This is a genomic window from Nesterenkonia suensis (assembly GCF_054782935.1).
In genome coordinates, this window is sequence record NZ_BAAGRN010000009.1 from 479,007 (window position 1) to 503,698 (window position 24,692).

The 24,692-nt window shown below is 69.2% G+C and carries 24 protein-coding genes; 19 read left to right on the plus strand and 5 right to left on the minus strand.

Annotated elements, in window-relative coordinates:
• Positions 1-29: 29 nt before the first annotated feature.
• From ACYVKI_RS11205 to ACYVKI_RS11235, 7 genes are all read left to right on the plus strand, one after another.
• Positions 30-794 (plus strand): exodeoxyribonuclease III, encoded by a 765-nt coding sequence (locus ACYVKI_RS11205; protein ID WP_460690531.1) that lies wholly within the window; start codon positions 30-32, stop codon positions 792-794.
• 54 nt (positions 795-848) lie between these two features.
• On the plus strand, positions 849-1,130 hold the full coding sequence (locus tag ACYVKI_RS11210) for an Lrp/AsnC family transcriptional regulator (protein WP_460690428.1): 282 nt from the start codon (positions 849-851) through the stop codon (positions 1,128-1,130).
• A 29-nt stretch (positions 1,131-1,159) separates the two neighbouring features.
• Positions 1,160-2,026 (plus strand): tryptophan 2,3-dioxygenase, encoded by an 867-nt coding sequence (kynA, locus tag ACYVKI_RS11215; RefSeq protein WP_460690429.1) that lies wholly within the window; start codon positions 1,160-1,162, stop codon positions 2,024-2,026.
• Between the two features lie 4 nt (positions 2,027-2,030).
• Positions 2,031-3,302 carry a kynureninase gene (gene kynU, locus ACYVKI_RS11220; RefSeq protein WP_460690430.1) on the plus strand — a complete coding sequence of 424 codons (1,272 nt, stop codon included), beginning with the start codon at positions 2,031-2,033 and terminating at the stop codon, positions 3,300-3,302.
• A complete protein-coding gene (locus ACYVKI_RS11225; protein ID WP_460690431.1) occupies positions 3,299-4,081 on the plus strand; it encodes an alpha/beta hydrolase fold domain-containing protein in 783 nt (260 codons plus the stop codon). Before kynU ends, ACYVKI_RS11225 begins: the two co-directional genes overlap by 4 nt.
• A gap of 144 nt (positions 4,082-4,225) precedes the next feature.
• On the plus strand, positions 4,226-5,269 hold the full coding sequence (gene trpS / locus ACYVKI_RS11230; protein WP_460690432.1) for a tryptophan--tRNA ligase: 1,044 nt from the start codon (positions 4,226-4,228) through the stop codon (positions 5,267-5,269).
• Between the two features lie 39 nt (positions 5,270-5,308).
• Positions 5,309-6,394 carry a YihY/virulence factor BrkB family protein gene (locus tag ACYVKI_RS11235; RefSeq protein WP_460690433.1) on the plus strand — a complete coding sequence of 362 codons (1,086 nt, stop codon included), beginning with the start codon at positions 5,309-5,311 and terminating at the stop codon, positions 6,392-6,394.
• Here ACYVKI_RS11235 and ACYVKI_RS11240 read toward each other — a convergent pair.
• The 5 genes from ACYVKI_RS11240 to sdhC form a co-directional block, all read right to left on the minus strand.
• Entirely contained in the window at positions 6,324-7,364 is a 1,041-nt protein-coding gene (locus ACYVKI_RS11240; RefSeq protein ID WP_460690434.1) for a hypothetical protein, read from the minus strand. The two genes, ACYVKI_RS11235 and ACYVKI_RS11240, sit on opposite strands and share 71 nt — an antisense overlap.
• 430 nt (positions 7,365-7,794) lie before the next feature.
• Complete coding sequence (locus ACYVKI_RS11245; RefSeq protein WP_460690435.1) at positions 7,795-8,583, minus strand: succinate dehydrogenase iron-sulfur subunit; 789 nt, start codon at positions 8,581-8,583, stop codon at positions 7,795-7,797.
• Positions 8,583-10,370, minus strand: coding sequence for a succinate dehydrogenase flavoprotein subunit (gene sdhA / locus ACYVKI_RS11250; protein WP_460690436.1), 1,788 nt, complete (start codon positions 10,368-10,370; stop codon positions 8,583-8,585). The genes ACYVKI_RS11245 and sdhA overlap by 1 nt, the downstream gene beginning before the upstream one ends.
• 133 nt (positions 10,371-10,503) lie before the next feature.
• Positions 10,504-11,001, minus strand: a complete 498-nt coding sequence (locus ACYVKI_RS11255; RefSeq protein ID WP_460690437.1) for a succinate dehydrogenase hydrophobic membrane anchor subunit — start codon at positions 10,999-11,001, stop codon at positions 10,504-10,506.
• Positions 11,002-11,004: 3 nt separating this feature from the next.
• Positions 11,005-11,385, minus strand: a complete 381-nt coding sequence (gene sdhC / locus ACYVKI_RS11260) for a succinate dehydrogenase, cytochrome b556 subunit (RefSeq protein ID WP_460690438.1) — start codon at positions 11,383-11,385, stop codon at positions 11,005-11,007.
• Between the two features lie 417 nt (positions 11,386-11,802).
• Here sdhC and ACYVKI_RS11265 point away from each other — a divergent pair, with 417 nt between their 5' ends.
• The 12 genes from ACYVKI_RS11265 to ACYVKI_RS11320 all read left to right on the plus strand — a co-directional run bounded on the left by ACYVKI_RS11265 (position 11,803) and on the right by ACYVKI_RS11320 (position 24,560).
• Positions 11,803-12,927: a mannose-1-phosphate guanylyltransferase gene (locus tag ACYVKI_RS11265; RefSeq protein WP_460690532.1), complete on the plus strand. Its 1,125-nt coding sequence runs from the start codon at positions 11,803-11,805 to the stop codon at positions 12,925-12,927.
• Positions 12,917-14,155 (plus strand): amidohydrolase, encoded by a 1,239-nt coding sequence (locus ACYVKI_RS11270; RefSeq protein ID WP_460690439.1) that lies wholly within the window; start codon positions 12,917-12,919, stop codon positions 14,153-14,155. Before ACYVKI_RS11265 ends, ACYVKI_RS11270 begins: the two co-directional genes overlap by 11 nt.
• A gap of 40 nt (positions 14,156-14,195) precedes the next feature.
• The gene (locus tag ACYVKI_RS11275; RefSeq protein ID WP_460690440.1) at positions 14,196-14,720 is read left to right on the plus strand and encodes a cytidine deaminase; all 525 of its coding nucleotides are present in this window, start codon (positions 14,196-14,198) and stop codon (positions 14,718-14,720) included.
• Positions 14,721-14,775: 55 nt separating this feature from the next.
• Positions 14,776-16,164 carry a thymidine phosphorylase gene (locus ACYVKI_RS11280; RefSeq protein WP_460690441.1) on the plus strand — a complete coding sequence of 463 codons (1,389 nt, stop codon included), beginning with the start codon at positions 14,776-14,778 and terminating at the stop codon, positions 16,162-16,164.
• A 35-nt stretch (positions 16,165-16,199) separates the two neighbouring features.
• The gene (locus ACYVKI_RS11285) at positions 16,200-16,925 is read left to right on the plus strand and encodes a DedA family protein (RefSeq protein ID WP_070161492.1); all 726 of its coding nucleotides are present in this window, start codon (positions 16,200-16,202) and stop codon (positions 16,923-16,925) included.
• A gap of 241 nt (positions 16,926-17,166) precedes the next feature.
• Positions 17,167-18,324, plus strand: coding sequence for an adenosine deaminase (locus tag ACYVKI_RS11290; RefSeq protein ID WP_460690442.1), 1,158 nt, complete (start codon positions 17,167-17,169; stop codon positions 18,322-18,324).
• Positions 18,321-19,136 carry a MazG nucleotide pyrophosphohydrolase domain-containing protein gene (locus ACYVKI_RS11295; protein ID WP_460690443.1) on the plus strand — a complete coding sequence of 272 codons (816 nt, stop codon included), beginning with the start codon at positions 18,321-18,323 and terminating at the stop codon, positions 19,134-19,136. Before ACYVKI_RS11290 ends, ACYVKI_RS11295 begins: the two co-directional genes overlap by 4 nt.
• Before the next feature lie 22 nt (positions 19,137-19,158).
• Positions 19,159-20,439 (plus strand): phosphopyruvate hydratase, encoded by a 1,281-nt coding sequence (gene eno, locus ACYVKI_RS11300; protein WP_460690444.1) that lies wholly within the window; start codon positions 19,159-19,161, stop codon positions 20,437-20,439.
• Positions 20,440-20,627: 188 nt separating this feature from the next.
• Positions 20,628-21,242 (plus strand): FtsB family cell division protein, encoded by a 615-nt coding sequence (locus ACYVKI_RS11305; RefSeq protein WP_460690445.1) that lies wholly within the window; start codon positions 20,628-20,630, stop codon positions 21,240-21,242.
• Positions 21,243-21,308: 66 nt separating this feature from the next.
• Positions 21,309-21,911 (plus strand): DUF501 domain-containing protein, encoded by a 603-nt coding sequence (locus tag ACYVKI_RS11310; RefSeq protein ID WP_460690446.1) that lies wholly within the window; start codon positions 21,309-21,311, stop codon positions 21,909-21,911.
• The gene (locus tag ACYVKI_RS11315; protein WP_460690447.1) at positions 21,908-22,948 is read left to right on the plus strand and encodes a Ppx/GppA phosphatase family protein; all 1,041 of its coding nucleotides are present in this window, start codon (positions 21,908-21,910) and stop codon (positions 22,946-22,948) included. The genes ACYVKI_RS11310 and ACYVKI_RS11315 overlap by 4 nt, the downstream gene beginning before the upstream one ends.
• Positions 22,941-24,560 carry a S8 family peptidase gene (locus ACYVKI_RS11320; protein WP_460690448.1) on the plus strand — a complete coding sequence of 540 codons (1,620 nt, stop codon included), beginning with the start codon at positions 22,941-22,943 and terminating at the stop codon, positions 24,558-24,560. Before ACYVKI_RS11315 ends, ACYVKI_RS11320 begins: the two co-directional genes overlap by 8 nt.
• The last annotated feature ends 132 nt before the right edge of the window (positions 24,561-24,692 follow it).

The following is a 24,692-nucleotide window of genomic DNA, read 5'->3' on the forward strand; positions in this document are numbered from 1 at the left end:
ACGGCATCCGCGCCGCGCACCGCAAGGGCATGGGGGAGTGGCTGGCCGAGCGTGAGATCGACGTCCTCGCCCTGCAGGAGGTCCGCGCCGATGAGACGATCCTGACCAAGCTCGTCACCCAGATGACCGAGCCCACCGGGGTGGACTGGCACATCCACGAGGAGGAGGCCGCCGCGAAGGGCCGGGCCGGGGTCGCGATCATCTCCCGCATGGAGCCCACGGAGGTCCGCAACGGCATCGGTGACGGGCATCCCGAGGACCAGGGTCGGTGGGTCGAGGCCGACTACACCCTGGGCGACGGCAGCACCCTGACCGTGGTCAGCGTCTACGTCCACTCCGGGGAGGTCGGGTCGGTCAAGCAGGACCACAAGATGCGCTTCCTGGACTCCATGCGTCACCACCTGCCGGAACTGGCGCGCACCAAGGACCACGTGCTGGTGGTCGGGGACCTCAACGTCGGCCACACCGAGCTGGACATCAAGAACTGGAAGGGTAACGTGAAGAACTCCGGCTTCCTGCCGGAGGAACGCGCCTACTTCGACGACTTCTTCGGTGAGGCCGTCGGCTACGTCGACGTCGCCCGCAGCCTGGCGGGCGAGGTGGAGGGCCCTTACACCTGGTGGTCCTACCGCGGGAAGGCCTTCGACAACGACACCGGCTGGCGCATCGACTATCAGATGGCCACCCCGAACCTCGCGGCCCTGGCGCAGAACGCCACCGTGGACCGGGCGCTGGACTACTCGCTGCGCTGGTCCGACCACGCCCCCCTCGTGGTGGACTACCGCCTCCCGTAAGCTGATCCGCAGACCACAGGCCACAGACCACGAGAACTCGACGAGGAGCAGGCGATGGTGACAGCCTTCGTGATGATCACAACCGACCCGCAGGGCATCCCTGAGGCTGGCCAGCAGATCGCCGACATCGACGGCGTCGCGGCCGTCTACTCGGTCACCGGCTCTTGGGACCTGGTCGCCATGGTCCAGGGCCCCAGCTTCGACGAGCTCGCCGAGCTGATCCCGGACCGCATCTCGAAGGTGCCCGGCATCCGGGACACCGAGACGCTGCTGGCCTTCCGCACCTACTCGGACCAGGACCTCGAGGCGGGATTCGCCCTCGGCCTGGACGAGTGAGGACCACAGACCGCAGCAGAAGAGGTGTCATGACAGAGTCGTCGACGGCGCGGGCCAACGAGCGTGCGCTGGAAGAGGGGATCCACACGGATCTGCGCGAGAGGATGACCTACGGGTCCTACCTGCAGCTGGACCGGCTGCTCTCCGCCCAGCATCCGGTCAGCGACCCGGAGCACCATGATGAGCTGCTGTTCATCATCCAGCACCAGACCACTGAGCTGTGGCTCAAGCTCGTCGTCCATGAGCTCCTCGCCGCCCGGGATCTCATCAGCGCGGACCAGCTGCAGCCCGCGCTGAAGCGCATCGCCCGGGTGAAGCACATCCAGCGGACCCTCACCGAGCAGTGGTCCGTGCTGGCCACGCTGACGCCCAGCGAGTACGCCGAGTTCCGCGACTCCCTGGGCAGCTCCTCCGGATTCCAGTCCTGGCAGTACCGCGCCGTGGAGTTCCTGCTGGGCAACAAGAACTCCCGCATGCTGACGGTCTTCGAAGCCGAACCGGAGTCTCACCGGCAGCTGGCGCAGCTGCTGGAGGAACCCAGCATCTATGACGCGTTCATCCGCCATCTGGCCCGGCAGGGACACCCGGTGCCGGAGGAACTGCTGAGTCGTGATGTGCGCCGGGCGCACACCGCCCATGACGGGCTGACGGAGGTGTTCCGTGCGGTCTACGCTGACCCTGAGGCCCACTGGCTGATCTACGAGAGCTGCGAAGAGCTGGTCGATCTGGAGGAGAACTTCCAGATCTGGCGCTACCGACACATGCGCACTGTGCTGCGGATCATCGGGACCAAACAAGGCACTGGAGGGTCCAGCGGCGTCGGGTTCCTGCAGAAGGCCCTCGAGCTGACCTTCTTCCCCGAGCTGTTCGCGGTGCGCACCGAGATCCGGGGCTGAGCCGGTGACCACCCCACCGACGAACGCCGTCGCCTCCCGTGCCGCTGCCCGTGCCGCTGCCCGTGCCGCCGCCCTGGACGCCCAGGACCCGCTGGCGCCGCTCCGTGAGGAGTTCCTCCTGCCCGAGGAGGTGCGCTCCTACCTGGACGGCAACTCCCTGGGCCGGCCGACCCGTGCCGCCGCTGAACGGCTGGGCAGCTTCGCCGCGGAGGAATGGGGCGCCCGGCTCATCCGCGGCTGGGACGAGTCCTGGTTCGAGCTGCCGCTGCGCCTCGGTGACCGCATCGCCGCACTGACCCTCGGCGCCGCATCGGGGCAGACCTTCGTCGGGGACTCCACCACTGTCATCCTCTACAAGCTGATCCGCGCGGCGCTCACCGCCCAGCCCGATCGAGACGAGATCATCCTCGACGCCGGGAACTTCCCCACCGACCGCTACGTTCTGGAGGGCATCGCCGCCGAGCGGGGCATGACCCTGCGCTGGATCTCGGCGGACCCGATCGACGGCGTCGGGCTCGACGACGTCGTCGCGCTGCTGAGCGAACGCACCGCCCTGGTGGTGCTCAGCCACGTGGAATACCGCTCCGGCCACCTGGTGGACCTTCCCGGCATCACCGCGGCGGCGCACCGCCATGGCGCTCTGGTGCTCTGGGACCTGTGCCATTCGGTGGGTGCGGTGGAGCTCTCCCTCGACGCCTGCGCCGTGGACCTGGCGGTGGGGTGCACCTATAAGTACCTCAATGCCGGCCCCGGGGCGCCGGCCTTCGGCTATGTGGCCCACCGGCATCAGGAGGCCCTGCGTCAGCCGGTGCAGGGTTGGATGGGGGCGGCCGACCCCTTCGCGATGGGACCTGCCTACCAGCCGCATCCGGGGATCCGCCGATTCATCAGCGGGACCCCGCCGGTGACCGGCATGATCGCCATGGACTCGATGCTGGACCTCATCGAGCAGGCCGGCATGCCGGCCATCCGGGAGAAGTCCGTCGCGCTGACCGGATTCGCCACCGAACTGGTGGACGCACTGCTGTTGCCGAAGGGGGTGCGGTACTCCTCGCCGCGGGACCCGTCGCAGCGCGGATCGCACATCACCGTGGACCACGAGGCCTTCGCCGACGCGCTGCCCCGGCTTTGGGAACAAGGCGTGATCCCTGACTTCCGTCCGCCGCACGGCCTGCGGCTGGGCCTGTCGCCGCTGTCGACGAGCTTCACCGAGGTGCTCCTCGGCGTGGAGGCCATCCGGCACGTCCTCGAGGACCTCCTGGGTGGGCCCCGATGACCCACCCGCACGAGGAGCGTGAGCGTCAGCAGGAGGAGACGCTGCTGGCACGTGAGGCCGCACCCGGTGAGCGCATCGCCTACGGGGAGCATCCGGAGCAGCACCTGGAGCTCTTCGGCGAGGCAGAGACGGCTCGGCGGGCGGTCATCCTGATCCATGGCGGCTACTTCCGGCACAGCATCGATCTCACCCATGCCCGTCCGCTGGCCGTCGCGCTCGCCGAGGCGGGCGCCGCCGTCGCGCTGGTGGAGTATCGACGCACCGGGGGAGGAGGCGGGCATCCCCGCACCCTGCAGGACATCATGGACGCCGTCGCCCACTGTGTGGACCACTGGCCGGGGTGGGGGCTGCGCCCGGGCCTGGACGAGGCCCCGGTGATCGCCGGGCACTCCGCCGGAGGCTGCCTGGCCCTGACCTGGGCCAGCCACCGGGGCGCTGACCTGCCGCAGGCCAGGGTCCGGGCGCTGGCGCCGATCACCGACCTGGTCCGCGAGGCGCGGCTGGGGCTCGCCGACGGTGCGGTGCGCGACTACATGGACACCGACCCGGCCCAGGCCCCGGAGGCCTACCGGTGGGAGGATCCGCGCTCGCGGGTCGGGCTGCTGTCCCCCGGGTGTGAGGTGCAGATCCTGCACGGCACCGCCGACGCCACTGTCGACGTCGAGTTCTCCCGGGATGTCCCGCTGCCGCTGACCGAGCTGGACGGTGCCGGTCACTTCGACCTCATCGACCCGGAGTCGGTCTGGTTCCCGACGGTTCGGGACGCACTGGTGGACTGAGGGCGCTCCGTCGGGCGGGGTGAGACCGTGCCGGTCTCCTGACCGGGCAGTCCGGCCGCGCGGCACTCGACGCGCTGGTAATCTGGCGGGGCACACAGACGAGACCACGCTGGAGCTGATCCGGCGCGAGCGATGAGGGAGAACATGGCCGAGGACAGTGGGCAGCTGGTGGGCATCTCAGACGAGCACCGGGTGCTCTCCGGGATGCAGCCCTCGGGAGATTCCCTGCACCTGGGGAACTACGTGGGCGCGCTGCTCAACTGGGTGACCATGCAGGAGAAGTACGACGCCTTCTTCTTCATCCCGGACCTGCACGGCATCACCGTCCCGCATGACCCGGCCGAGCTGCGGCACCGCACTCGCGTCACCGCCGCCCAGTTCCTGGCCGGCGGCATCGATGTGGAGCGCTCCACCCTGTTCGTGCAGTCCCATGTGCCCGAGCACGTGCAGCTGTCCTGGATCCTGACCTGTATCACCGGGATGGGCGAGGCTTCGCGGATGACCCAGTTCAAGGACAAATCCGCCAAGCAGGGAGCGGACTCCGCCGGAGTGGGGCTGCTGACCTACCCGATGCTCATGGCCGCCGACATCCTGCTCTACCAGCCCGACGGCGTGCCGGTGGGGGACGACCAGAAACAGCACGTGGAGCTGGCGCGGAACCTGGCCCAGCGGTTCAACCACCGCTTCGGGGAGACCTTCCGGGTGCCCGAGCCCTTCATCCCCGAGGTCGGGGCGCGGATCTACGATCTGCAGGACCCGACCACCAAGATGAGCAAGTCCGCGTCCTCGCCGAACGGACTGCTGAACATCCTGGACACCGACAAGAAGCTCGCCAAGAAGATCAAATCCGCGGTCACTGATGACGGCACCGAGATCCGCTTCGACCGCGAGACCAAGCCTGGGGTCTCCAACCTGCTGAGCATCTATTCGGCTGTCTCCGGCAAGGGCATCGACACGCTGGTCGAGGAGTACCAGGGCATGATGTACGGCCACCTGAAGGTCGACCTGGCCGATGCCGTGGTGGAGCGGCTCGGCCCGATCCGGGATCGCGCCCTGGAGCTGCTGGAGGACCCGGCGGAGCTGGACGCCCTGCTGGCTCGGGGGGCGCAGAAGGCCCGTTCCATCGCGGCCCCGGTGCTCGCCGACGTCTACGAGAAGGTCGGATTCCTACCCGCAGCGCGGTCCTGAACCAGACCCCACGATGCCGAGACCGGAGGTGAGCCGCCCGTGACCCACAACCCCTCGCGGCTGCGTCCTCGGAGCTCCGGTCACAACGCGCTGGTGCAGTCGGCCCGCGCCCGGATCGAGAAGATCGATGACAGCGCCGAGGTCCGCGCTCGTCCGGATCCCATCGATGCGGCGGTGCTGAAGCAGCAGGAGCTGCGCGCTCGGATGGCCTTCGGCCGGGCCCGCCGTGAGGGCCAGGGCCCGGTGACGGTGGGGATGACCCTGCTGGAGTGGGGGCTGGCGCGGTGGGCCCGATTCCGGCTGGTCCGGGCGATCAACCTGTTCTTCTTCCACTACGGCACGGTGATGGCCGCCGGTGCGGCCTACATGATGTTCTTCTCCGTGGCCGCGATGCTGGTCGCGGTGTTCTCCGTGGCGGGACTGGTCGTCGGCGGAGACGAGGAGATGCAGGCCTTCATCGTGGAGGCGGTGGAGACCGCCGTGCCGGGGGTGATCGACACCGGCGAGGGCGGCCTGGCCAGTCCCGATCGGCTCTTCGACACCGCCGGGTTCAACGCCGCGCTGGTGGTCTCGCTGACCGTGACGGTGGTGGCTTCGTTGAGCTGGATCCATGGGTTGCGCTCGGGGATCCGCAGCATCTTCGACCGCCCGCTGATGGCGGAGTACATCTGGGTGGTGAAGTCTCGGGACTTCCTGATCATGCTGATCCTCGGGGCGGTGCTGGCGACCACCACGGCGGCGAACCTGCTGACCACGGTCTTCCTGGACGCCACGTTGGGCGTCCTCGGATGGGAGGCCATCGACGGTCCGCTCACGCGTCTGACGACGATCGCGGTGTCCTTCGTCCTGGATGTGCTGGTGGCGATCCTGCTGATGCGGGTGGCCTCACGGATCGTCATCCCCGTCTCGGCGCTGTGGCAGGCGGCGATCATCGCGGGGATCGGGTCCTCGCTGCTGCGTCAGCTCTCCACGCAGCTGATCTCGAATGCAACCACCAACGAGGTGCTGCTGCCCTTCGCCACGGTGCTGGGGCTCTTCTTCTACTTCTATCTGTTCAGCCTGGTGTACCTGCTGGCGGCCGCCTGGGGCGCCGTCGTCGCCGCTGACCGCTCCTCGAGGACCTGAGCCGCGGGACGTCCGCGGCGCTCAATCGCGTGCCGAGTGCGGCAGGGCTGCGCAGCTCCTCCCATCCCCAGCGCACCACGGTGCGGCCGGTCCTGCGGATCGCGTCCTCGCGGATCTTCTCCTCGTAGACGGCCTGGGAGGCGCTTCGGCCCGTCTGATCCTGCGGGATGAGGTCCTTGAGCCGGCCATCGAACTCTCCGACGACGACGGCGTCGCGCCATTCGAAGTCCAGACGAGCATGGCCGGTCTCCAGCCTGACCCGGGTCTGCAGCTGCGGAGTGACGAATCCCAGTTCGTGGATCCGCACACGGGACCAGGACTCTCCCGGGGATTCGGCGCGCGGGTCGGCGAACGCGAGTCGGTTCTCCAGGACTCCGCGCCGGCGTCGCGAGCTGATATGGCCTTGCCAGGCGAGGAGACGACGTCGCGCCGCCTCGTCCTCTGATCCTTGGTCCATGAGCCGGGCGAGCACGGCATCGAGGATGACGACGGCGTCCGCGGCGGGCAACCGAGTCACGGTGTCCACCGCGGCCAGCTCCAGAGGCTCGGTCCGGTACCCCGCGGCAGGGCCCAGGCAGATCCCCAGCGCCGAGGCCGGGAGGACCTGCTGCGGGAGGAGCAGCTCCTCGGCGAGCCGACTGTCCTGCCGGGCGTGGGCGCGCAGTGCCGAGCGATGCTGGCCGGGAGGAATGATCGGCTCATGGCGTTGAGTGGGCAGGCCTTCCAGGATCGCTGCCTGGGACGGAGGGCGGCCGTGCGTCGCCAGCACGTCGATGGCGGAGAGCCGTCCCGTCATCGACGTCTGCGGGGTGATGCGGACCGAGCTCCTGCGCAGCGTCCGGACGTGCACCCGTCGAGCCGGGCGCAGCAGCGGGATGCCATGGAGCAGCAGCGGGATGCCATGGAGCAGCAGCGCGCTCGTCCGGCAGAAGACGGCATCAGGGTCGGCCAGGGCCGTGGCGGCGATCATCAGCAGTGGTCTCTCCCACGGGGCGGCGTCGAGCCATTGCTGTGCGGGGACGTAGACGCCCCGTCGAAGCCTGAGCCTGTGGCCCGTGCTCACCTCGTTGCTGAGCCGAGCGCCGGTATGCAGGCCGTCAGGGGTGGGCTGGGCGACGTGCTAGGGGGATCCGGGTCCGTGGGGGACTCTCCATGGGAGCACTCTGCCGCATCTGGACCCCGCGCCGTAGGCGTTATCCACAGCCTATCCACAGCCCTCCCGCAGCCCTCGGCCGGATACCTGGCAGAAGATCGTCTCTCGATGAGAGATCGTCCGTAGATTCGGACACGATTCCTCATAGAGAGACGATCTTCGCGGGGGAGGGGGGCTCACTGCACAGGAGGGGCCCGCCGCATCATGCGGCGGGCCCCTCCTGTGTCTGCCCGAACGGGTCAGCGGGTCACAGCGACCGGGTCAGGATGGCGGTCTTGACCTCCTGGATGGCCTTGGTGACCTCGATCCCGCGTGGGCAGGCGTCCGAGCAGTTGAAGGTGGTGCGGCAGCGCCACACACCCTCCTTGTCGTTGAGGACCTCCAGGCGCATATCGCCGGCGTCGTCGCGCGAGTCGAAGATGAAGCGATGGGCGTTCACGATCGCCGCGGGGCCGAAGTACTGGCCGTCGGTCCAGAACACCGGACAGGAGGAGGTGCAGGCTGCGCAGAGGATGCACTTGGTGGTGTCGTCGAAGCGCTCACGGTCCTCCGGGGACTGCAGCCGCTCGGCCGACGGAGCGGGGGAGTTGTTGACCAGGAAGGGCATGATCTCCCGGTAGGACTGGAAGAACGGCTCCATGTCCACGATCAGGTCCTTCTCCACCGGAAGGCCCTTGATCGGCTCCACCGTGATCGGCTTGGAGGTGTCGAGGTCCTTCAGCAGGGTCTTGCAGGCCAGACGGTTGCGGCCGTTGATGCGCATGGCATCGGAGCCGCAGATGCCGTGGGCGCAGGACCGACGGAACGTCAGCGACCCGTCGATGTCCCACTTGACCTTGTGCAGCGCGTCGAGCACACGGTCGGTGCCGTACATGGTCAGCGTCCACTCGTCCCAGCGAGCCTCGTCGGAGAACTCCGGATCGTAGCGGCGCACCTTCAGCGTGATGTCGAAGCTGGGGATCTCCCCGCCTCCACCGGTGCTCTGCGCGAGGTCGACCTTCGAGGCGGGCTCGACGTCTTGGGTGGGGGTGCTCATCAGTACTTACGCTCCATCGGCTCGTAGCGGGTGAAGACGACCGGCTTGGTCTCGAAGCGGATGCCCTGGGTTCCCTCGGTCTCGGCCTCGGGGTCCTGGTAGAGCATCGAGTGCAGCATGAAGTTCTCGTCGTCACGGTCCGGGAAGTCCTCCCGGTAGTGACCGCCACGAGACTCCTGGCGGTGCAGCGCGGCGACGGTCATGACCTCGGCCATGTCCAGCAGGAAGCCGAGCTCCACGGCCTCGAGCAGGTCGAGGTTGAAGCGGCGTCCCTTGTCCTGGATCTGCACTTGCTGGTAGCGCTCGCGCAGGTTCGCGATGACCTGCAGGGCCTCCTTGATGGTCTCCTCGGAGCGGAACACCTGCATGTTGGCGTCCATGGTCTCCTGGAGCTCCGCGCGGATCGTGGCCACCCGCTCGCCGCCGTTGCCGTCGCGGACGGTGGCCAGCATCTCCTCGGTGCGGGCGGTCGGATTCTCCGGCAGCTCCACGAAGTCGGCGTCCTGGGCGTACTCGGCGGCGGCGATGCCGGCGCGCTTGCCGAAGACGTTGATGTCGAGCAGGGAGTTGGTGCCCAGGCGGTTCGAGCCGTGCACCGAGACGCAGGCGACCTCACCGGCGGCGTAGAGGCCGGGGACGGTGGTGTCGTTGTCCTGCAGCACCTCGGAGGTGACGGTGGTCGGCACGCCGCCCATCGCGTAGTGGCAGGTTGGGAAGACCGGCACGGGCTCCGTGTAGGGCTCCACACCCAGGTAGGTGCGGGCGAACTCGGTGATGTCCGGCAGCTTGGCGTCGATGTGTTCCGGCTCCAGGTGGGTCAGGTCCAGCAGCACGTAGTCCTTGTTCGGACCGCAGCCGCGGCCCTCGCGGACCTCGTTGGCCATGGACCGGGCGACGATGTCACGCGGGGCCAGGTCCTTGATGGTGGGTGCGTAGCGCTCCATGAAGCGCTCACCCTCGGAGTTGCGGAGGATGCCACCCTCGCCGCGGGCCGCCTCGGAGAGCAGGATGCCCAGCCCGGCCAGTCCGGTCGGGTGGAACTGCACGAACTCCATGTCCTCCAGCGGGATGCCCGCACGGTAGGCGATGGCCATGCCGTCGCCGGTCAGCGTGTGTGCGTTGGAGGTGGTCTTGAAGATCTTGCCCAGCCCGCCGGTGGCGAAGACCACGGACTTGGCCTGGAAGACGTGGACCTCACCGTTGGCGAGGTCGTAGGAGACGACGCCGGCGACGCGCTTCTGCATGTAGGTGGTGCCGTCCTCGCGGGTGGCCTCCTCCTCCACAGTGAGCAGGTCCAGCACGTAGTACTCGTTATGGAACTCCACATTGTGCTTGACGCAGTTCTGGTAGAGCGTCTGCAGGATCATGTGGCCGGTGCGGTCCGCGGCGTAGCAGGCGCGGCGCACTGCGGCCTTGCCGTGGTCGCGGGTGTGGCCGCCGAAGCGACGCTGGTCGATCTTGCCCTCGGGGGTGCGGTTGAAGGGCAGGCCCATCTTCTCCAGGTCGAGGACGGCATCGATGGCCTCCTTGGCCATCACCTCGGCCGCGTCCTGGTCGACCAGGTAGTCACCGCCCTTGACGGTGTCGAAGGTGTGCCACTCCCAGTTGTCCTCCTCCACGTTCGCCAGCGCGGCACACATGCCGCCCTGGGCGGCGCCGGTGTGGGAGCGGGTGGGGTAGAGCTTGGTCAGCACAGCAGTGTGGGCACGCTGGCCGGATTCGATGGCGGCGCGCATCCCCGCGCCGCCGGCGCCGACGATCACGACGTCGTACTTGTGAACCTGCATCAGCTTGGGTGTCTCTCTTCGGTCGAAGTGGTGGAAGCGTCTCGGAGGGGCCCACGCTCCCCGCCGTCGTCGTGCCGGGCTGTGTGGCCCGGCGGGCACGACGGCGGGGAGGGGCGCACGTCTCGCGGGCGGGTCAGCTCGGGCAGACGGCCCGCGGCAGCGGCTCGCCGGTGGTGTTGTCCAGCAGGCAGGGCTCGAAGGTGAAGATCACCAGGGTGCCCAGGATGATGATCACCGCGCTCCCGACGTAGAGGATCGACTTCAGCCACAGGCGGGTCGAGTCCTTCTCGGCGTAGTCGTTGATGATGGTGCGCATGCCGTTGGTGCCGTGCAGCATGGCCAGCCAGAGCATCGTCAGGTCCCAGAACTGCCAGACCGGGTTGGCCCACTTGCCGGCGACGAAGCCGAAGTCGACCTGGTGGATGCCGTCACCGACCATCAGGTTCACCCAGAGGTGCACGAAGATCAGCACCACCAGGGCGATGCCCGAGACGCGCATGAACACCCACGCGGCCATCTCGAAGCTTCCGGAGGAGGTTCTGTTGCGCAGGTACTTGGGGTCCACGCGTCCCGAACGCGGGGCTTCGATGCCCTGCGCGGGAAGGATGGCTTCAGAGTTCGTGGTGGTCATCGATCAGTTCCACCCTTCCAGGAAGAGCATCAGATGCCGGATGCTGAAGGCGACCATGGTCACGAGCCAGAGGGCGAGCACGCCCCAGAGCATCTGCTTGTGGTAGCGGGTGCCCTTCTTCCAGAAGTCCACCAGGATGATCCGCAGGCCGTTGAAGGCGTGGAAGACGATGGCGCCGACCAGGCCGATCTCGCCGACGATCATCACGGGGTTCTTATAGGCGCCGATGACGGCATCGTAGGCCTCCGGGGAGACGCGCACGAGCGAGGTGTCGAGCACGTGGACCAGGAGGAAGAAGAAGATGCCGACGCCGGTGATCCTGTGGCCGACCCAGGACCACATGCCTTCTCGGCCCCTGTAGAGGGTGCCTTTGGTTTGCGTCACGTGTGTAAACCTCCCTGCATCGTCGCATGGCGTTCCGCTCGCCCTTACCTTGGGTGCGCATCTGATCGCAGTTGGCGGAGCGGACGGCTGTGACGCCGGTGCGAGTGCGATCTACGTACCAGGGTAAGCCACCGTCGCCTGTGACACGGGCCGGGGCACACTCCTGGACGCAATGTTGCGCCGTTCATCGTAGACCGTCCCTGCCGGGTGGGGTGAATCGTGATCTGCTCCACCTCAGCGGCACCACCCGGCGAGGTCATCCGCCGCGAGGCACCCGGCGAGGACCTCCGGCGGTCGGGTCGGGATGACGGTTCTCCGGGGGTCGATCAGGTCATCTGCGGCGGTCGCGTCTACCCTGGTGGGGTGACTTCCGCACATGACGCCTCCCTGGCCGGGTCCGCAGGCCCCCGGCACGCTGTGGGCCCCGACGACGCACCGGTCAGTTTCGAGCGCTTCTACACGGTGATCCCCGCCGGCGGGGTGGGCACCCGGCTGTGGCCGCTCTCGCGCGCGAACGCGCCGAAGTTCCTGCATGACCTCACCGGCTCGGGGACCACGCTGATCCGCGGGACCTACGAGCGCCTAGCACCGCTGACGGGGGAGCGGGTCGTCGTCATCACCGGCGAGCAGCACCGTGAGGCGGTGCGCGCCCAGCTGCCGGAGGTGGATGAGGAGGATCTGGTGCTGGAGCCCTCGCCGAAGGACTCCGCCGCGGCGATCGGACTGGCTGCGGCGATCCTGCACCGGCGCAGCCCGGACATCATCATGGGCTCCTTCGCCGCCGACCAGGTGATCGCCCCGGTGGACGCCTTCCAGGCGGCGGTGCGGGAGGCGGTCGCCACGGCGGCCAGCGGGAAGATCGTCACCATCGGCATCACTCCGACCCATGCCTCCACCGCCTTCGGCTACATCCGCCGGGGAGCCAGCCTCGACGTCGCCCACGCGCCCAGCGCTCGGCAGGTCGCCGAGTTCGTGGAGAAGCCGGGGGAACAGACGGCCCGGCAGTACGTGGCCGATGGAGGCTATCTCTGGAACGCTGGGATGTTCGTCGCCCCGGTGGGCCTGCTGCTGCAGCATCTGCAGGCCGCCGAGCCGCAGCTGCACGCGGGACTGGTGGAGATCGCCGAGGCCTGGGGCACTGAGCGCCAGGACGAGGTCATGCAGCGGGTCTGGCCGTCGCTTCCGAAGACCGCCATCGACTATGCGGTGGCCGAGCCCGCCGCCGACGCCGGGGATGTGGCCGTCATCCCGGGGGACTTCACCTGGGACGACGTCGGCGACTTCGCCGCCATCGCGCGGCTGAACCCCGCCCATGAGCAGGATGAGATGACCGTGCTGGGGGAGAAGGCCCGGGTCTACTCGGACCAGTCCAGCGGAGTGGTCGTCTCGGACACCCAGCGGGTGGTGGCCCTGATCGGTGTGGAGGGGATCGTCGTCGTCGACACCGAGGACGCCTTGCTGGTCACCACCACTGATCACGCCCAGTCCGTCAAGCAGGCTGTGGAGGCGCTGCGCGAGAAGGGAGACTCCGATGTCCTCTAGCCAGGTGCCCTCCGGGGCGACACGTCAGGGCGCGACCGGCGTCGTCGAGGAGCTTGAGCAGCGGCTGATCGCCATGCGCCGCGAGATCCACAGCCACCCGGAGCTGTCCTGGCAGGAGGTGGAGACCACCACCCGCGTCGCGGCCTGGCTGCGGGACGTCGGGCTGGAGCCGCAGATGCTGCCCGAGACCACGGGCCTGTTCGTCGACGTCGGCGCCGGGCCGCTGGTGGCCGGCTTCCGCGGGGACATCGACGCGCTGCCGGTCACGGAGCTGACCGATCTGGACTACGCCTCGCAGAAGCCCGGGGTCGCCCATTCCTGCGGCCATGACATCCACACCACGGTGATGTTGGGGCTGGCGCTGAGCCTGCAGCGGCTGCACACGGAGTGCCCTGACGGGTTGGGCGGGTCGGTGCGGATCATCTTCCAGCCGGCTGAGGAGACCATGCCCGGCGGTGCCCTGGAGGTGATCCGTCGTGGGGTGCTGGAGCCGGTGCCGCGGGTCTTCGCGCTGCATTCGGATCCGCGCATCGACGTCGGGACCATCGGCACCCGCATCGGCGCCATCACCTCGGCGGCGGATGTGGTGCGCATCGAGGTCACCGGCCGCGGCGGGCACACCTCCCGGCCGCATCTGACCGAGGACGTCGTCTCGGCACTGGCCCATATCGCCAGCACCGCCCCCAGCGTGCTCTCCCGCCGGGTGGACGTCCGCTCGGCGGTGTCCCTGGTGTGGGGTCAGATCCAGGCCGGCAGCGCGCACAACGCCATCCCGTCGACCGGCACGCTGGTGGGCACCATGCGGGTCCTGGACGCGGAGGCCTGGCGCGGGGCCGGTGAGCTGTTGGAAGAGATCATCGCCCAGTGTGCGGCGCCGTTCGGGGTCGACGTGGACCTGGAGCACATCCGCGGGGTGCCGCCGGTGAACAACGCCGAGGCGGAGACGATGCTGCTGGAGGAGTGCGGGCGGGCCATGCTGGGCGCCGATTCGGTGGAGCTCGCCCCGCAGTCCATGGGTGGGGAGGACTTCGCCTGGATGACCCAGGAGCGGCCCGGGGCGATGTTCCGTCTGGGCACCCGCACTCCCGGCGGGGAGGACTACGACCTGCACCGCGGCGACTACGCCCCGGACGAGCGGGCGCTGGTCGCCGGCACGAAGGTCATGGTGGCCGCGGCGCTGCGACTGCTGCAGACCGGATCCCAGGACGGCGTCGCTCAGCACCCGTAGGACGAGCACCCGTAGGCCGAGCACCCGTAGGATGACCCCTATGAACGATGATCACCACAGCGGCTCCGACTCACCTCCCGGCGCTGCCGGTGGTTCTGCCGGCCCGGTCGGCGGACCTGCCGCGGTGCCGGACGACTTCGACGTCACCGGCAGCCTGCGGCTGACCCCGGGCGGCGGGGCGGTGGACTGGGATGCGCTGCGCACCCAGGCGAGGATCGCGATGACCAAGGCCTACGTGCCGTATTCGAAGTACCCGGTGGGTGCGGCGGCGCTGCTGGAGACCGGCAGCATCGTCTCCGGGTGCAATGTGGAGAATGCTTCCTATGGGCTGACCCTGTGCGCCGAATGCACGATGATCGGGCAGCTGCAGATGACCGGGGGTGGGCGCATCGTCGCGTTCACCTGTGTCAACGGCGACGGCGAGGCCATCACTCCCTGCGGACGGTGCCGCCAGCTGCTGCTTGAGTTCTCCGCTGAGACCATGTACATCCAGACCGCCGAGGGCGTCACCACCCTGGAGGGGCTGTTGCCGCAGTCCTTCGGACCGCGGGACCTGGAGCGCTGAGGGGCTGCCGAGCCCAGTCGTCGTCCCCTGCACCGTCTACCGAGAGGACACCCCGATGACCTCCGAGCACACCTCCGCCGGCCAGACCTCCGTTGCCGGCACCTCAGCTGACCAGGGTCCCTTCGATCCTCGAGCCTTCGACGTCGTCGACCTGATCCGCACCAAGCGCGACGGCGGCGTCCTCTCGGCCGCGGAGATCGACTGGGTGATCGCCGCCTATACCGCCGGCCGGGTGGCCGATGAGCAGATGTCGGCCATGGCCATGGCGATCCTGCTGCGCGGCATGGGTCGGGACGAGATCTCCTCGTGGACCCGGGCGATGATCGCCTCGGGGGAGCGGATGGACTTTTCCTCGCTGACCACTGCTGAGGGAGCCCGCCGCCGTACGGCGGACAAGCACTCCACCGGTGGGGTGGGGGACAAGATCACCCTGCCGCTGGCTCCGCTGGTGGCGAGCTTCGGGGTGCCGGTGCCGCAGCTCTCCGGCCGCGGCCTGGGCCACACCGGCGGCACGTTGGACAAGCTGGAGGCCATCCCCGGCTGGCGGGCGTCGCTGAGCAACGAGGAGATGCTGGCCCAGCTGGACGAGGTCGGCGCGGTGATCTGCGCGGCCGGCGCCGGGCTGGCGCCGGCGGACAAGAAGCTGTATGCCCTGCGGGACGTCACCGGCACCGTAGAGGCGATCCCGCTGATCGCCAGCTCCATCATGTCCAAGAAGATCGCCGAGGGTACCGACGCGCTCGTGTTGGATGTGAAGGTCGGTTCCGGGGCCTTCATGAAGTCCCGCGAGGACGCCGAGGAGCTGGCCCGCACCATGGTCGCCCTGGGCACCGACGCCGGGGTGGCGACCTCTGCCCTGATCACGGCCATGGAGACCCCTCTGGGACTGACTGCCGGCAATGCCATCGAGGTTCAGGAGTCGGTGGAGGTGCTCGCCGGGGGCGGACCGTCCGACGTCGTGGAGCTGACCGTGGCGCTGGCGCAGGAGATGCTCACCGCCGCTGGGGTTCCGGATGCGGACCCGGGGGAGGCGCTGCAGGACGGACGGGCCATGGACACCTGGCGGCGGATGATCGCCGCCCAGGGCGGGGATCCGGACGCGGACCTGCCGACTGCGGCGCATCAGCACACGGTGACCGCAGGGGGCGCCGGGACGGTGACCCGGATGGACGCCATGGCCGTGGGGGTGGCCGCCTGGCGCCTGGGGGCGGGGCGGGCCCGCCAGGAGGACGCCGTGCAGGCCGGGGCTGGGGTGCGAATGCACGTCAAGCCCGGTGACGTGGTCCAGGAGGGCCAGCCGCTGTTCACGCTGCTCACCGATGAGGAGTCGCGGGTGGCCCGTGCCGAGGAGGCGCTTCAGGGGGCGGTCGACGTCGATGCGGAGGGTGGTCCGGTGGAGCTCGGGGACCTGGTGCTGGACCGCATCAGCGCCGAGGACCTCTAAGCGGCACCGGCTGCGGAGCTGCTGAGGGGGCCCCGATGACGCGTTTCCAGGAGTGGAGCGAGTTCTTCAACGCGTTGGTCATTGAGGTGGCCTCCGGCTGGTGGACCCTTCTGGGCCTCGGGGGCTTCGTCTTCATCAATGGGGTCTTCCCGCCGCTGCCGTCGGATTCGCTGATCATCACACTCGGCTCGGTCCAGGACCAGCCGGGGACGCCCTGGTGGCTGTGGGTGATCCTGGTGGCCGCCGGCGCCGCCGTGCTGGGCGACTTCGTGGCCTACCTGTTGGGCCGACGGATCGGCACCGATCGGTGGGCCTGGCTGCGTCGACCGGCGATGCAGCGGACCCTGACCTGGTCCCGCCATGAGCTGGACAAACGGGGAGTGCTGCTGATCTTCGTCGGCCGGTTCATCCCGGGCGCGCGGGTGGCGATCAATTTCGTGGCCGGGTCCACTCGGTACTCCAAGCGACGATTCCTGCTGATCGACGCGGTCGCCTCCCTCGTCTGGGCGAGTTGGCTCATCGTGCTGGGTGCAGTGGGCACCGAGCTGTTGGGCAGCCAGCTGCTGGCGATGCTGGTGGGCATCGGGGTGGCGGTGCTGCTGGGTCTGCTCTGCGACCGGCTCTTCCGCCTGCTGTCCGTCTGGCTCGATCGCAAGGGTGTGCACATCGATCCGGAGGGCTACCAGGACACGGGTGTGATCGAGGTGGAGCGGCCGATCCGGCTGCGGCGGCACCATCGGGAGCACGACGACGAGGGGTGACAGCGGCCCCGCCCTGAGAAGGACGCCCCCGGCCACCCCCGGCGGCGGCCAGCATGCCTGTTCGCAGCCCGCGGGCGCTGGAACGCAGGATCACCACAGCGTCCGGACCGGGGGAGATGTAGCTGACCAGGACGAGGGAGAAAAGACCAGCCAGTGGACGTCCATGCGTGATCATCCTCCCGCCGTCTCGTCTTCTGTCTCATCGATTCCCCGCCCACCCTACGGCCGATAGGCTGGTGCCATGACTGCGAATTCCTCGCCTGAGACCACCGGTTCCACCGATTCCCTTCTCGAGCAGATCCGCTCGCTGCCCAAAGTCAGCCTCCACGATCACCTCGACGGCGGTCTGCGCCCGGCCACGCTCATCGAGCTCGCCCGCGAGGCCGGTGTCGAGCTGCCCACCGAGGACCCCGAGGCGCTGGCCCGCCGGTTCCGGGAGAACGCGGACTCCGGGTCCCTGGAGCGCTACCTGGAGGCCTTCGGCCTGACCACAGCGGTCATGCAGACCGCGGAGAACCTGCGCCGGGTCGCGCGGGAGTACGTCGAAGACCTCGCCGATGACGGTGTGCTCTACGCCGAGGTTCGCTGGGCGCCCGAGCAGCATCAGAAGCAGGGGCTGAGCCTGGACGAGGCCGTCGAAGCGGTCCAGTCCGGCCTGGAGGAGGCCATGGTCTCCCTGGAGGAGCAGGACCGGGTCGTCGTCGTGGGGCAGCTGATCTCCGCGATGCGTCAGTCGGATCGCGCGGATGAGGCCGTGGAGCTGGCCATGCGCCACCGGGACCGCGGCGTGGTCGGCTTCGATATCGCTGGCCCGGAGAACGGCTTCCCGCCCTCCCGTTTCGCGGACGCCTTCACTACCCTGGCCGAGGCGATGATCCCCGCCACCGTCCATGCCGGTGAGGCCGACGGCGTCGAGTCCATCCGTGACGCGCTGGTCTCCGGGCGCGCGCAGCGGCTGGGCCACGGAGTGCGTGTGGCCCAGGACATCGAAATCTCTGAGGACCCCGTCACCTCCGACGACGCCGGCGACGCCTACGAGGTCATCCTCGGGGAGGTCGCCCGCTGGGTCCGCGACCGACAGATCCACCTGGAGGTCAGCCCCACCTCCAATCTGCAGACCGGTGCCATCGCCCCCTTCGGGTCGGACGATGCCCCGGCGGAGATCAGCGACCACCCCTTCGACATGCTGTACCAGCTGGGCTTCAACGTGGGGGTCAATACGGATAACCGTCTGGTCTCGGGCGTCACGCTCTCCGGGGAGCTGGCTCTGCTGGCTGAGACCTTCGGCTATGACCTCGCCGATCTCGCGGACTTCCAGGTCAACGCACTGGAGGCGTCCTTCCTCGGTCACGACGAGCGGGAGGCGCTCTCCGCACTGATCCTCGAGGCCTGGCAGTGACCTCAGGTCACCAGCCTCCGCTGCAGCCGCCGCAGGATTCTCTGCGGCGGCTGCAGTGGGTGGTGGCCCAGCTGCGCCTCCACTGTCCGTGGACGCAGCGGCTGAGCCATGACTCCCTCGTGGAGTACCTGGTGGAGGAGGCCTACGAGACGGTCGAGGAGATCGAGGCCGGAGGCCTGGACGAATCCCTGCGTCAGGAGCTCGGGGACCTGCTCTTCCAGATCGTGCTGCACGCCCAGCTGGCCGCCGAACGCTCCAGCTTCGACCTCGACGGCGTGGCCGAGGCGATCACCGCCAAACTGGTGCGCCGCAGCCCGCATGTCTTCACCTCTGACGGGCAGCTCGACGTCGACGCCCAGGCCTCCCTGGACCAGATCGAACGCGTCTGGACCCGCATCAAGGCCCAGGAGAAGGCCGTTGAGAAAGCCGAGGAGAAAGCCGAGGAGAAAGCCGAGGAGAAGGCCGTTGAGGAGGTGGCGGCCGGTCGGAACGGAGCCGATGGTGACGCCGAGCTCGCCGCCGTCGTCGGCTCGCTGCCGGCTCACCTGCCCGCGCTGGCGCGTGCGGCCAAGCTCATCGACCGGCTGGACCGCACTGTGTCGGCCGGCCCCGGGGGAGGCGACGACGTCGACGCCGGATCCGCTTCCTCAGCCCAGGATCCGCTCGCCGCGGCTGACGAGGACGCCTTAGGTGAACTACTCTTCTCGGTGGTGGAGAGAGCACGTTCTCGGGGTCAGGACCCCGAACGCGCCCTGCGCCGCCACCTCAGCACGCTGGCGCAAGGACGCGTCGGCCCCGGAGTGTCCAGATAACCCAAGAAGGAGCCGACAACTCATGTCACTCATCGCCAGTGTGTACGGCCGCGAGATCCTCGACTCACGCGGAAACCCGACCGTCGAGGTCGACGTCCTGCTCGACGACGGCAGCTTCGGCCAGGCGGCCGTCCCCTCCGGCGCCTCCACCGGCGCCTTCGAGGCCGTGGAGCGCCGCGACGGCGACAAGGGCCGCTACCTCGGCAAGGGCGTCTCCGGTGCCGTGTCCGCGGTCAACGACGTCATCGCCCCGGCCCTGGAAGGTCAGGACGCCACCGAGCAGCGCCTGATCGACCAGATCCTGCTGGACCTCGACGGCACGGAGAACAAGAACAGCCTCGGCGCCAACGCGATTCTCGGGGTCTCGCTGGCGGTGGCCAAGGCCGCCGCCGACGCCTCCGACCTGCCGCTGTACAAGTACCTCGGCGGCCCCAACGCCCACCTGCTGCCGGTGCCGATGATGAACATCCTCAACGGCGGCTCCCATGCGGACTCCAACGTGGACATCCAGGAGTTCATGATCGCCCCCATCGGTGCGGCCACCTTCTCCGAGGCGCTGCGCTCCGGAGTCGAGGTCTACCACGCTCTGAAGGCCCTGCTGAAGGAGAAGGGCCTGGCCACCGGCCTGGGTGACGAGGGCGGCTTCGCCCCGGACCTGCCGTCGAACCGCGAGGCCCTGGACCTGATCACCGAGGCCATCAAGCGCGCCGGCTACACTCCGGGCACCGATGTGGCGCTGGCTCTCGACGTCGCCGCCACCGAGTTCTACTCCGACGGCACCTACACCTTCGAGGGCGAGCAGAAGACCCCCGAGCAGATGAGCGCCTACTACTCGGAGCTCGTCGACGCCTACCCGCTGGTCTCCATCGAGGACCCGTTGGACGAGGACGACTGGGCCGGCTGGAAGACCCTGACCGAGACCATCGGCGACAAGGTCCAGCTGGTGGGCGACGACCTCTTCGTCACCAACCCGGACCGCCTGGCCAAGGGCATCGACGCTGACACCGCCAACTCGCTGCTGGTGAAGGTCAACCAGATCGGCTCGCTCACCGAGACCCTGGACGCGATGTCGCTGGCCCAGCGCAGCCGTTACACCACCATGGTCTCCCACCGCTCCGGGGAGACTGAGGACACCACCATCGCCGACATCGCGGTGGCTACCAACGCCGGTCAGATCAAGACCGGCGCCCCGGCCCGCTCCGAGCGTGTGGCGAAGTACAACCAGCTGCTGCGCATCGAGGAGGAGCTCGGCGACGCCGCCGCCTACGCCGGTGCGAGCGCCTTCCCGCGCTTCCGCGGCTGACCCTGACCGGCTGACCCTGGCCGGCGCAGCTGGAGAGGCCGCTCGCAGAGCACCGTCCGACGCTCTGTGAGCGGCCTCTCTGCGTGTCCACCGGTGTCGGAGCCTCAGCCGCGACTACCCTGGAGAGTCGACGGTGCATACCGCGTCGTCGCAGGTGAGACACCGGTGCGTGAAGGAAGGCGGTGACCATGGCCCGGCACGCCAAGCTTCTCTCTCAGAAGCCCTCCCCGGCGGAGAGCGCCAGGCCAGCAGGTGCCCGTCGTTCCGCCGAGGCGCGTCGGCTGGCCGAACGCGAACAGATCTCCGGAGAGATCCGCATGCCGGCCGACCTCACCGCGCGGCGGGCCCGCCGTGCCGCTCCGCCGCGGCATCCGGGCCGACAGTCGGCCGGGAAGACCACCGCCAGTGCGCGCACTGCGGTCCCGGAGCGGACCCTGTCGGGCCGGTTGATCGTGATGACGCTGGTGGCGCTGGTCGTGGTCTCCTTCCTGGTCCCCACGGTGCGCACCTACTTTCAGCAGCGCGGCGAGATCGCCGAGCTTGAGGCCGGCATCGCCGAGGAGCAGGAGCGGCAGGACGAGCTCGAGTCCCAGATCAACCGCTGGGACGACCCCGAGTACGTCCGTCAGCAGGCCCGGGAGCGAGTCAACCTGGTCATGCCGGGGGAGCGGCGCTACCACGTCATCGGAGACCTCAGCGGTGAGGAGAGCACCCCGGAGAATCAGGAGGACCAGGAGGTGCGCACCGACCTCCCGTGGGCCGACGCCCTCTGGGATTCCCTGGTGCGGTCTGCCGTAGATTAGTCTCGACTGTGCAGAGTCCGCCGAGGGAGCGGGCCGTCCCCGAGCACCAGGAGACCCCGCGAGACGATGACCCAGCCCAGCTCGTCCACCCCGACCCAGGAAGACCTGGACACCCTCAGCCTGCAGCTGGGGAGGCCGGTGCGCGACGTCGTCGAGATCCCGGCCCGCTGCCGGTGCGGCAGCCCGCTGGTCGCCACCACCGCACCGCGGCTCTCCCACGGGATCCCCTTCCCGACCACGTTCTACCTCACCCACCCGACGCTGACCCAGGCGGTCTCCCGTCTGGAAGCCGCCGGGGTGATGGCGGAGATGACCGAACGTCTCAGCCATGATGAGGGCCTCGCCGCCGCCCACCGTGCGGCCCATGAGAACTACCTGGCTGAGCGGGAGCGCATCCGGCTCGCCGCCGGCCTGGACCCGGTGTGGGAGATCGAGAGCATCAGCGCCGGGGGCATGCCCGACCGCGTGAAGTGCCTGCATGTGCTGGTCGGCCACGCGCTCGCCGTGGGCCGCGGCATCAGTCCACTGGGCGATGAGACGCTGGACCGCATCGCCGAGGAGTGGACGCCGGCGGACTGCACCTGCGCGAAGGCGTGGAACCACGACGCCGAGATCCCGACCCGAGACCTCAGCCGACACGTGCGGCGACTGGAGGAGGAGCAGCAATGAGAGTGGCCGCCATCGACTGTGGGACCAATTCGATCCGCCTGCTGATCGCTGATGTGGAGGGCCCAGGGGATACTGGCCCGGGCCGGCCGCTCGGCAGGGACGCCGGGGAGCGGACGGCGATCGCTCAGATGCACCGTTCCCGACTCACCGACGTCGTGCGCCAGATGACCGTGGTCCGCCTCGGCGAGGGCGTGGACGAGACCGGTGAGTTCTCCCAGGGCGCGCTGGAGCGGACCTTCGCCGCCGTGGACAGCTATGCGGCGCTCATCCGCCGGCACAAGGTCGAGGCGGTGCGTTTCGTGGCCACCTCCGCCACTCGAGACGTGAAGAACCGTGAGGTGTTCGTCCAGGGTGTGAAGGAGCGCCTGGGCGTGGAGCCGGAGATCATCCGCGGCAGCGAGGAGGCGGGCCTGTCCTTCGTGGGGGCGGCCTCACTGCTGGACTGGGACCCGGACCGCACGGTGCTCGTGGTGGACCTCGGCGGCGGTTCCACCGAGTTCGTCCTGGGCACTTCGCGGGGCATGGAGCATGCCATCTCCACCGATATGGGGTGTGTCCGCTTCACCGAGCGGCACCTGCGCAGTGACCCGCCGGCCGAGACCGAGACCTCCATGGCGAGCTTTGAGACGCTGTCCTTCCTGGAGGACGTCGGACAGGTCATGCCGCTGGACGAGACCGATGTGGTCATCGGAGTCGCCGGAACTGTCACCACCGTGACCGCCCACGCGCTGAACCTCGAGGACTACGACCCCGACCTCATCCACGGAGCCGAAGTGGGGCTGGACCGGATCCACCAGTCAGTGGACCAGCTGGTGCACTCCACCCGTGACCAACGCGCCCAGATGCCCTTCATGCATCCCGGACGGGTGGACGTCATCGGCGCGGGGGCGCTGATCTGGGGCACCATCCTGGACTACGTCAACAACGCCACCAAGGGTCGGGTCACCACCGCACTCGCCTCCGAGCACGACATCCTCGACGGCATCGCGCTCTCGGTCGCCACCGGCGCGGCCCCGGAGGGAGCCTCGCATGACTGAGCCACGCAGGACTGAGCCACGCAGGACTGAGCACAGACCCGAGGCCGCCCCGGAGCCTCGGCGGCGCGCCGCCCGCGGGGGCGCGATCGCCGCAGCCGCGCTGCTGATGGGCCCCGTGGTGGCGGCGCCGAGCCTCGTCGCCGCACCGTCCGCCCATGCTGACGCCTGGCGCGACGCCCAGTTCTGGCTCGAGGACTACGGCGTCGCCGAGGCCTGGGACACCACCCGCGGCGAGGGCGTGACGATCGCGATCCTGGACACCGGCATCGACGGCGAGCACCCGACGCTGGAGGGCGCCGTCGTCGACGGCACCGACGTCTCCGGCGGTGGGGACGGCTCGGGAGGCCCGGTCGAGCAGTTCTCCACCGAGCACGGCACAATGGTCGCCTCCTTGGCCGCCGGCAGGGGTCACGAGCCCACCGATGATGGGCTGGACGAGCTGCCCGAACCCGAGGACTACGAAGACTTCACCGATGAGGACTGGGAACAGTTCTGGGACGACCTCCTCGACGAACTCGAGGAGGCGGAGAACCAGGGCTTCTCCGCGGGGACCGGGGCGCTGAGCCCGGAACGGCTCACCTCCGCTGCGGACGGGGAACCGCTGGACCTCACGGCTTCCGCTCTCGTGCCCGCCTCGACCACCGACGACGATGAGGACGAGGACGAGGACGATGACGACGACGAGGACGAGGATGAGGAGGACGCTGCAGGCGTGATCGGCGTCGCCCCGGAGGCCGACCTCCTCAGCGTCTCCATGGCCCTGGAGATCCCCAACGCCTACGGCCCCGATCTGGAGGACCAGGTCGTCGAGGGAGTGGACTGGGCGGTGGAGAACGGCGCCGACATCATCAACATGTCCTTCGGACTGCCCAATCAGCAGGAGTGGCCGGAATCCTGGGACGAGGCGTTCCTGCGTGCTGCGGAGAACGACGTGCTCGTCGTCGCCGCCGCCGGAAACCGCGTCTCCGGCAGCTGGAGCGTCGGTGCGCCGGCGACCATCCCTGGGGTGCTCACCGTCGCCGGTGTCAATGAGGAGCGGCAGATCAGCGAGGACGCCTCCGCGCAGGGCATCGCCGTGGACCTCGTGGCACCGTCCGAGCCGCTGGTCGGTGCGGTGCCCGATGGGCACAACACTCAGTGGATGGGCACCTCCGGCGCTGCGCCGATCGTGGCCGGGGCGGCGGCCCTGGTCTGGTCGGCCCATCCGGACCTCTCCGCCGCAGAGGTCAAGCACCGGCTGCTGAGCACCGCCGACCCGGTGGGAGACGGGGAGGGGATCGACCCGGAGTTCGGCCAGGGAGTGCTCAACGTCGCCGAGGCCGTGGAGGGAGACGATGTCCCCGCCTTCGACCCGGCCGCCTTCGAGACCTTGGAGGAATGGATCCGGGTCCACCGTCGGGGCGAGGCGCAGAACACCGAGCACACCGACATCCCCGCCGACGCCGGAGTCTCACCCGGGCCGGAGGGCGACCCGCGCGACCGGCCCCAGGCCACCGAGGCCCGGGTCGTGCAGAATTGGGCCGGGCCGGTGGTGGTCGGCGTCGCGGCGCTGCTGGTGATCTCGGTGATCAGTGTGGCCGCTGTGCATCTGACCTCTCGTCGTCGCTCCTGAGCCCCTGCGGGGGCAGTGCCCAGCACTGCCCAGCAGTGCTGGGCGCAGCTGGCCGACGTCGGACGGCGGCCCGGCGTCACACCCGCCCCGGACCGCGGGCCTGGCAGTAGACTGAGCTGACGAAGGACACGC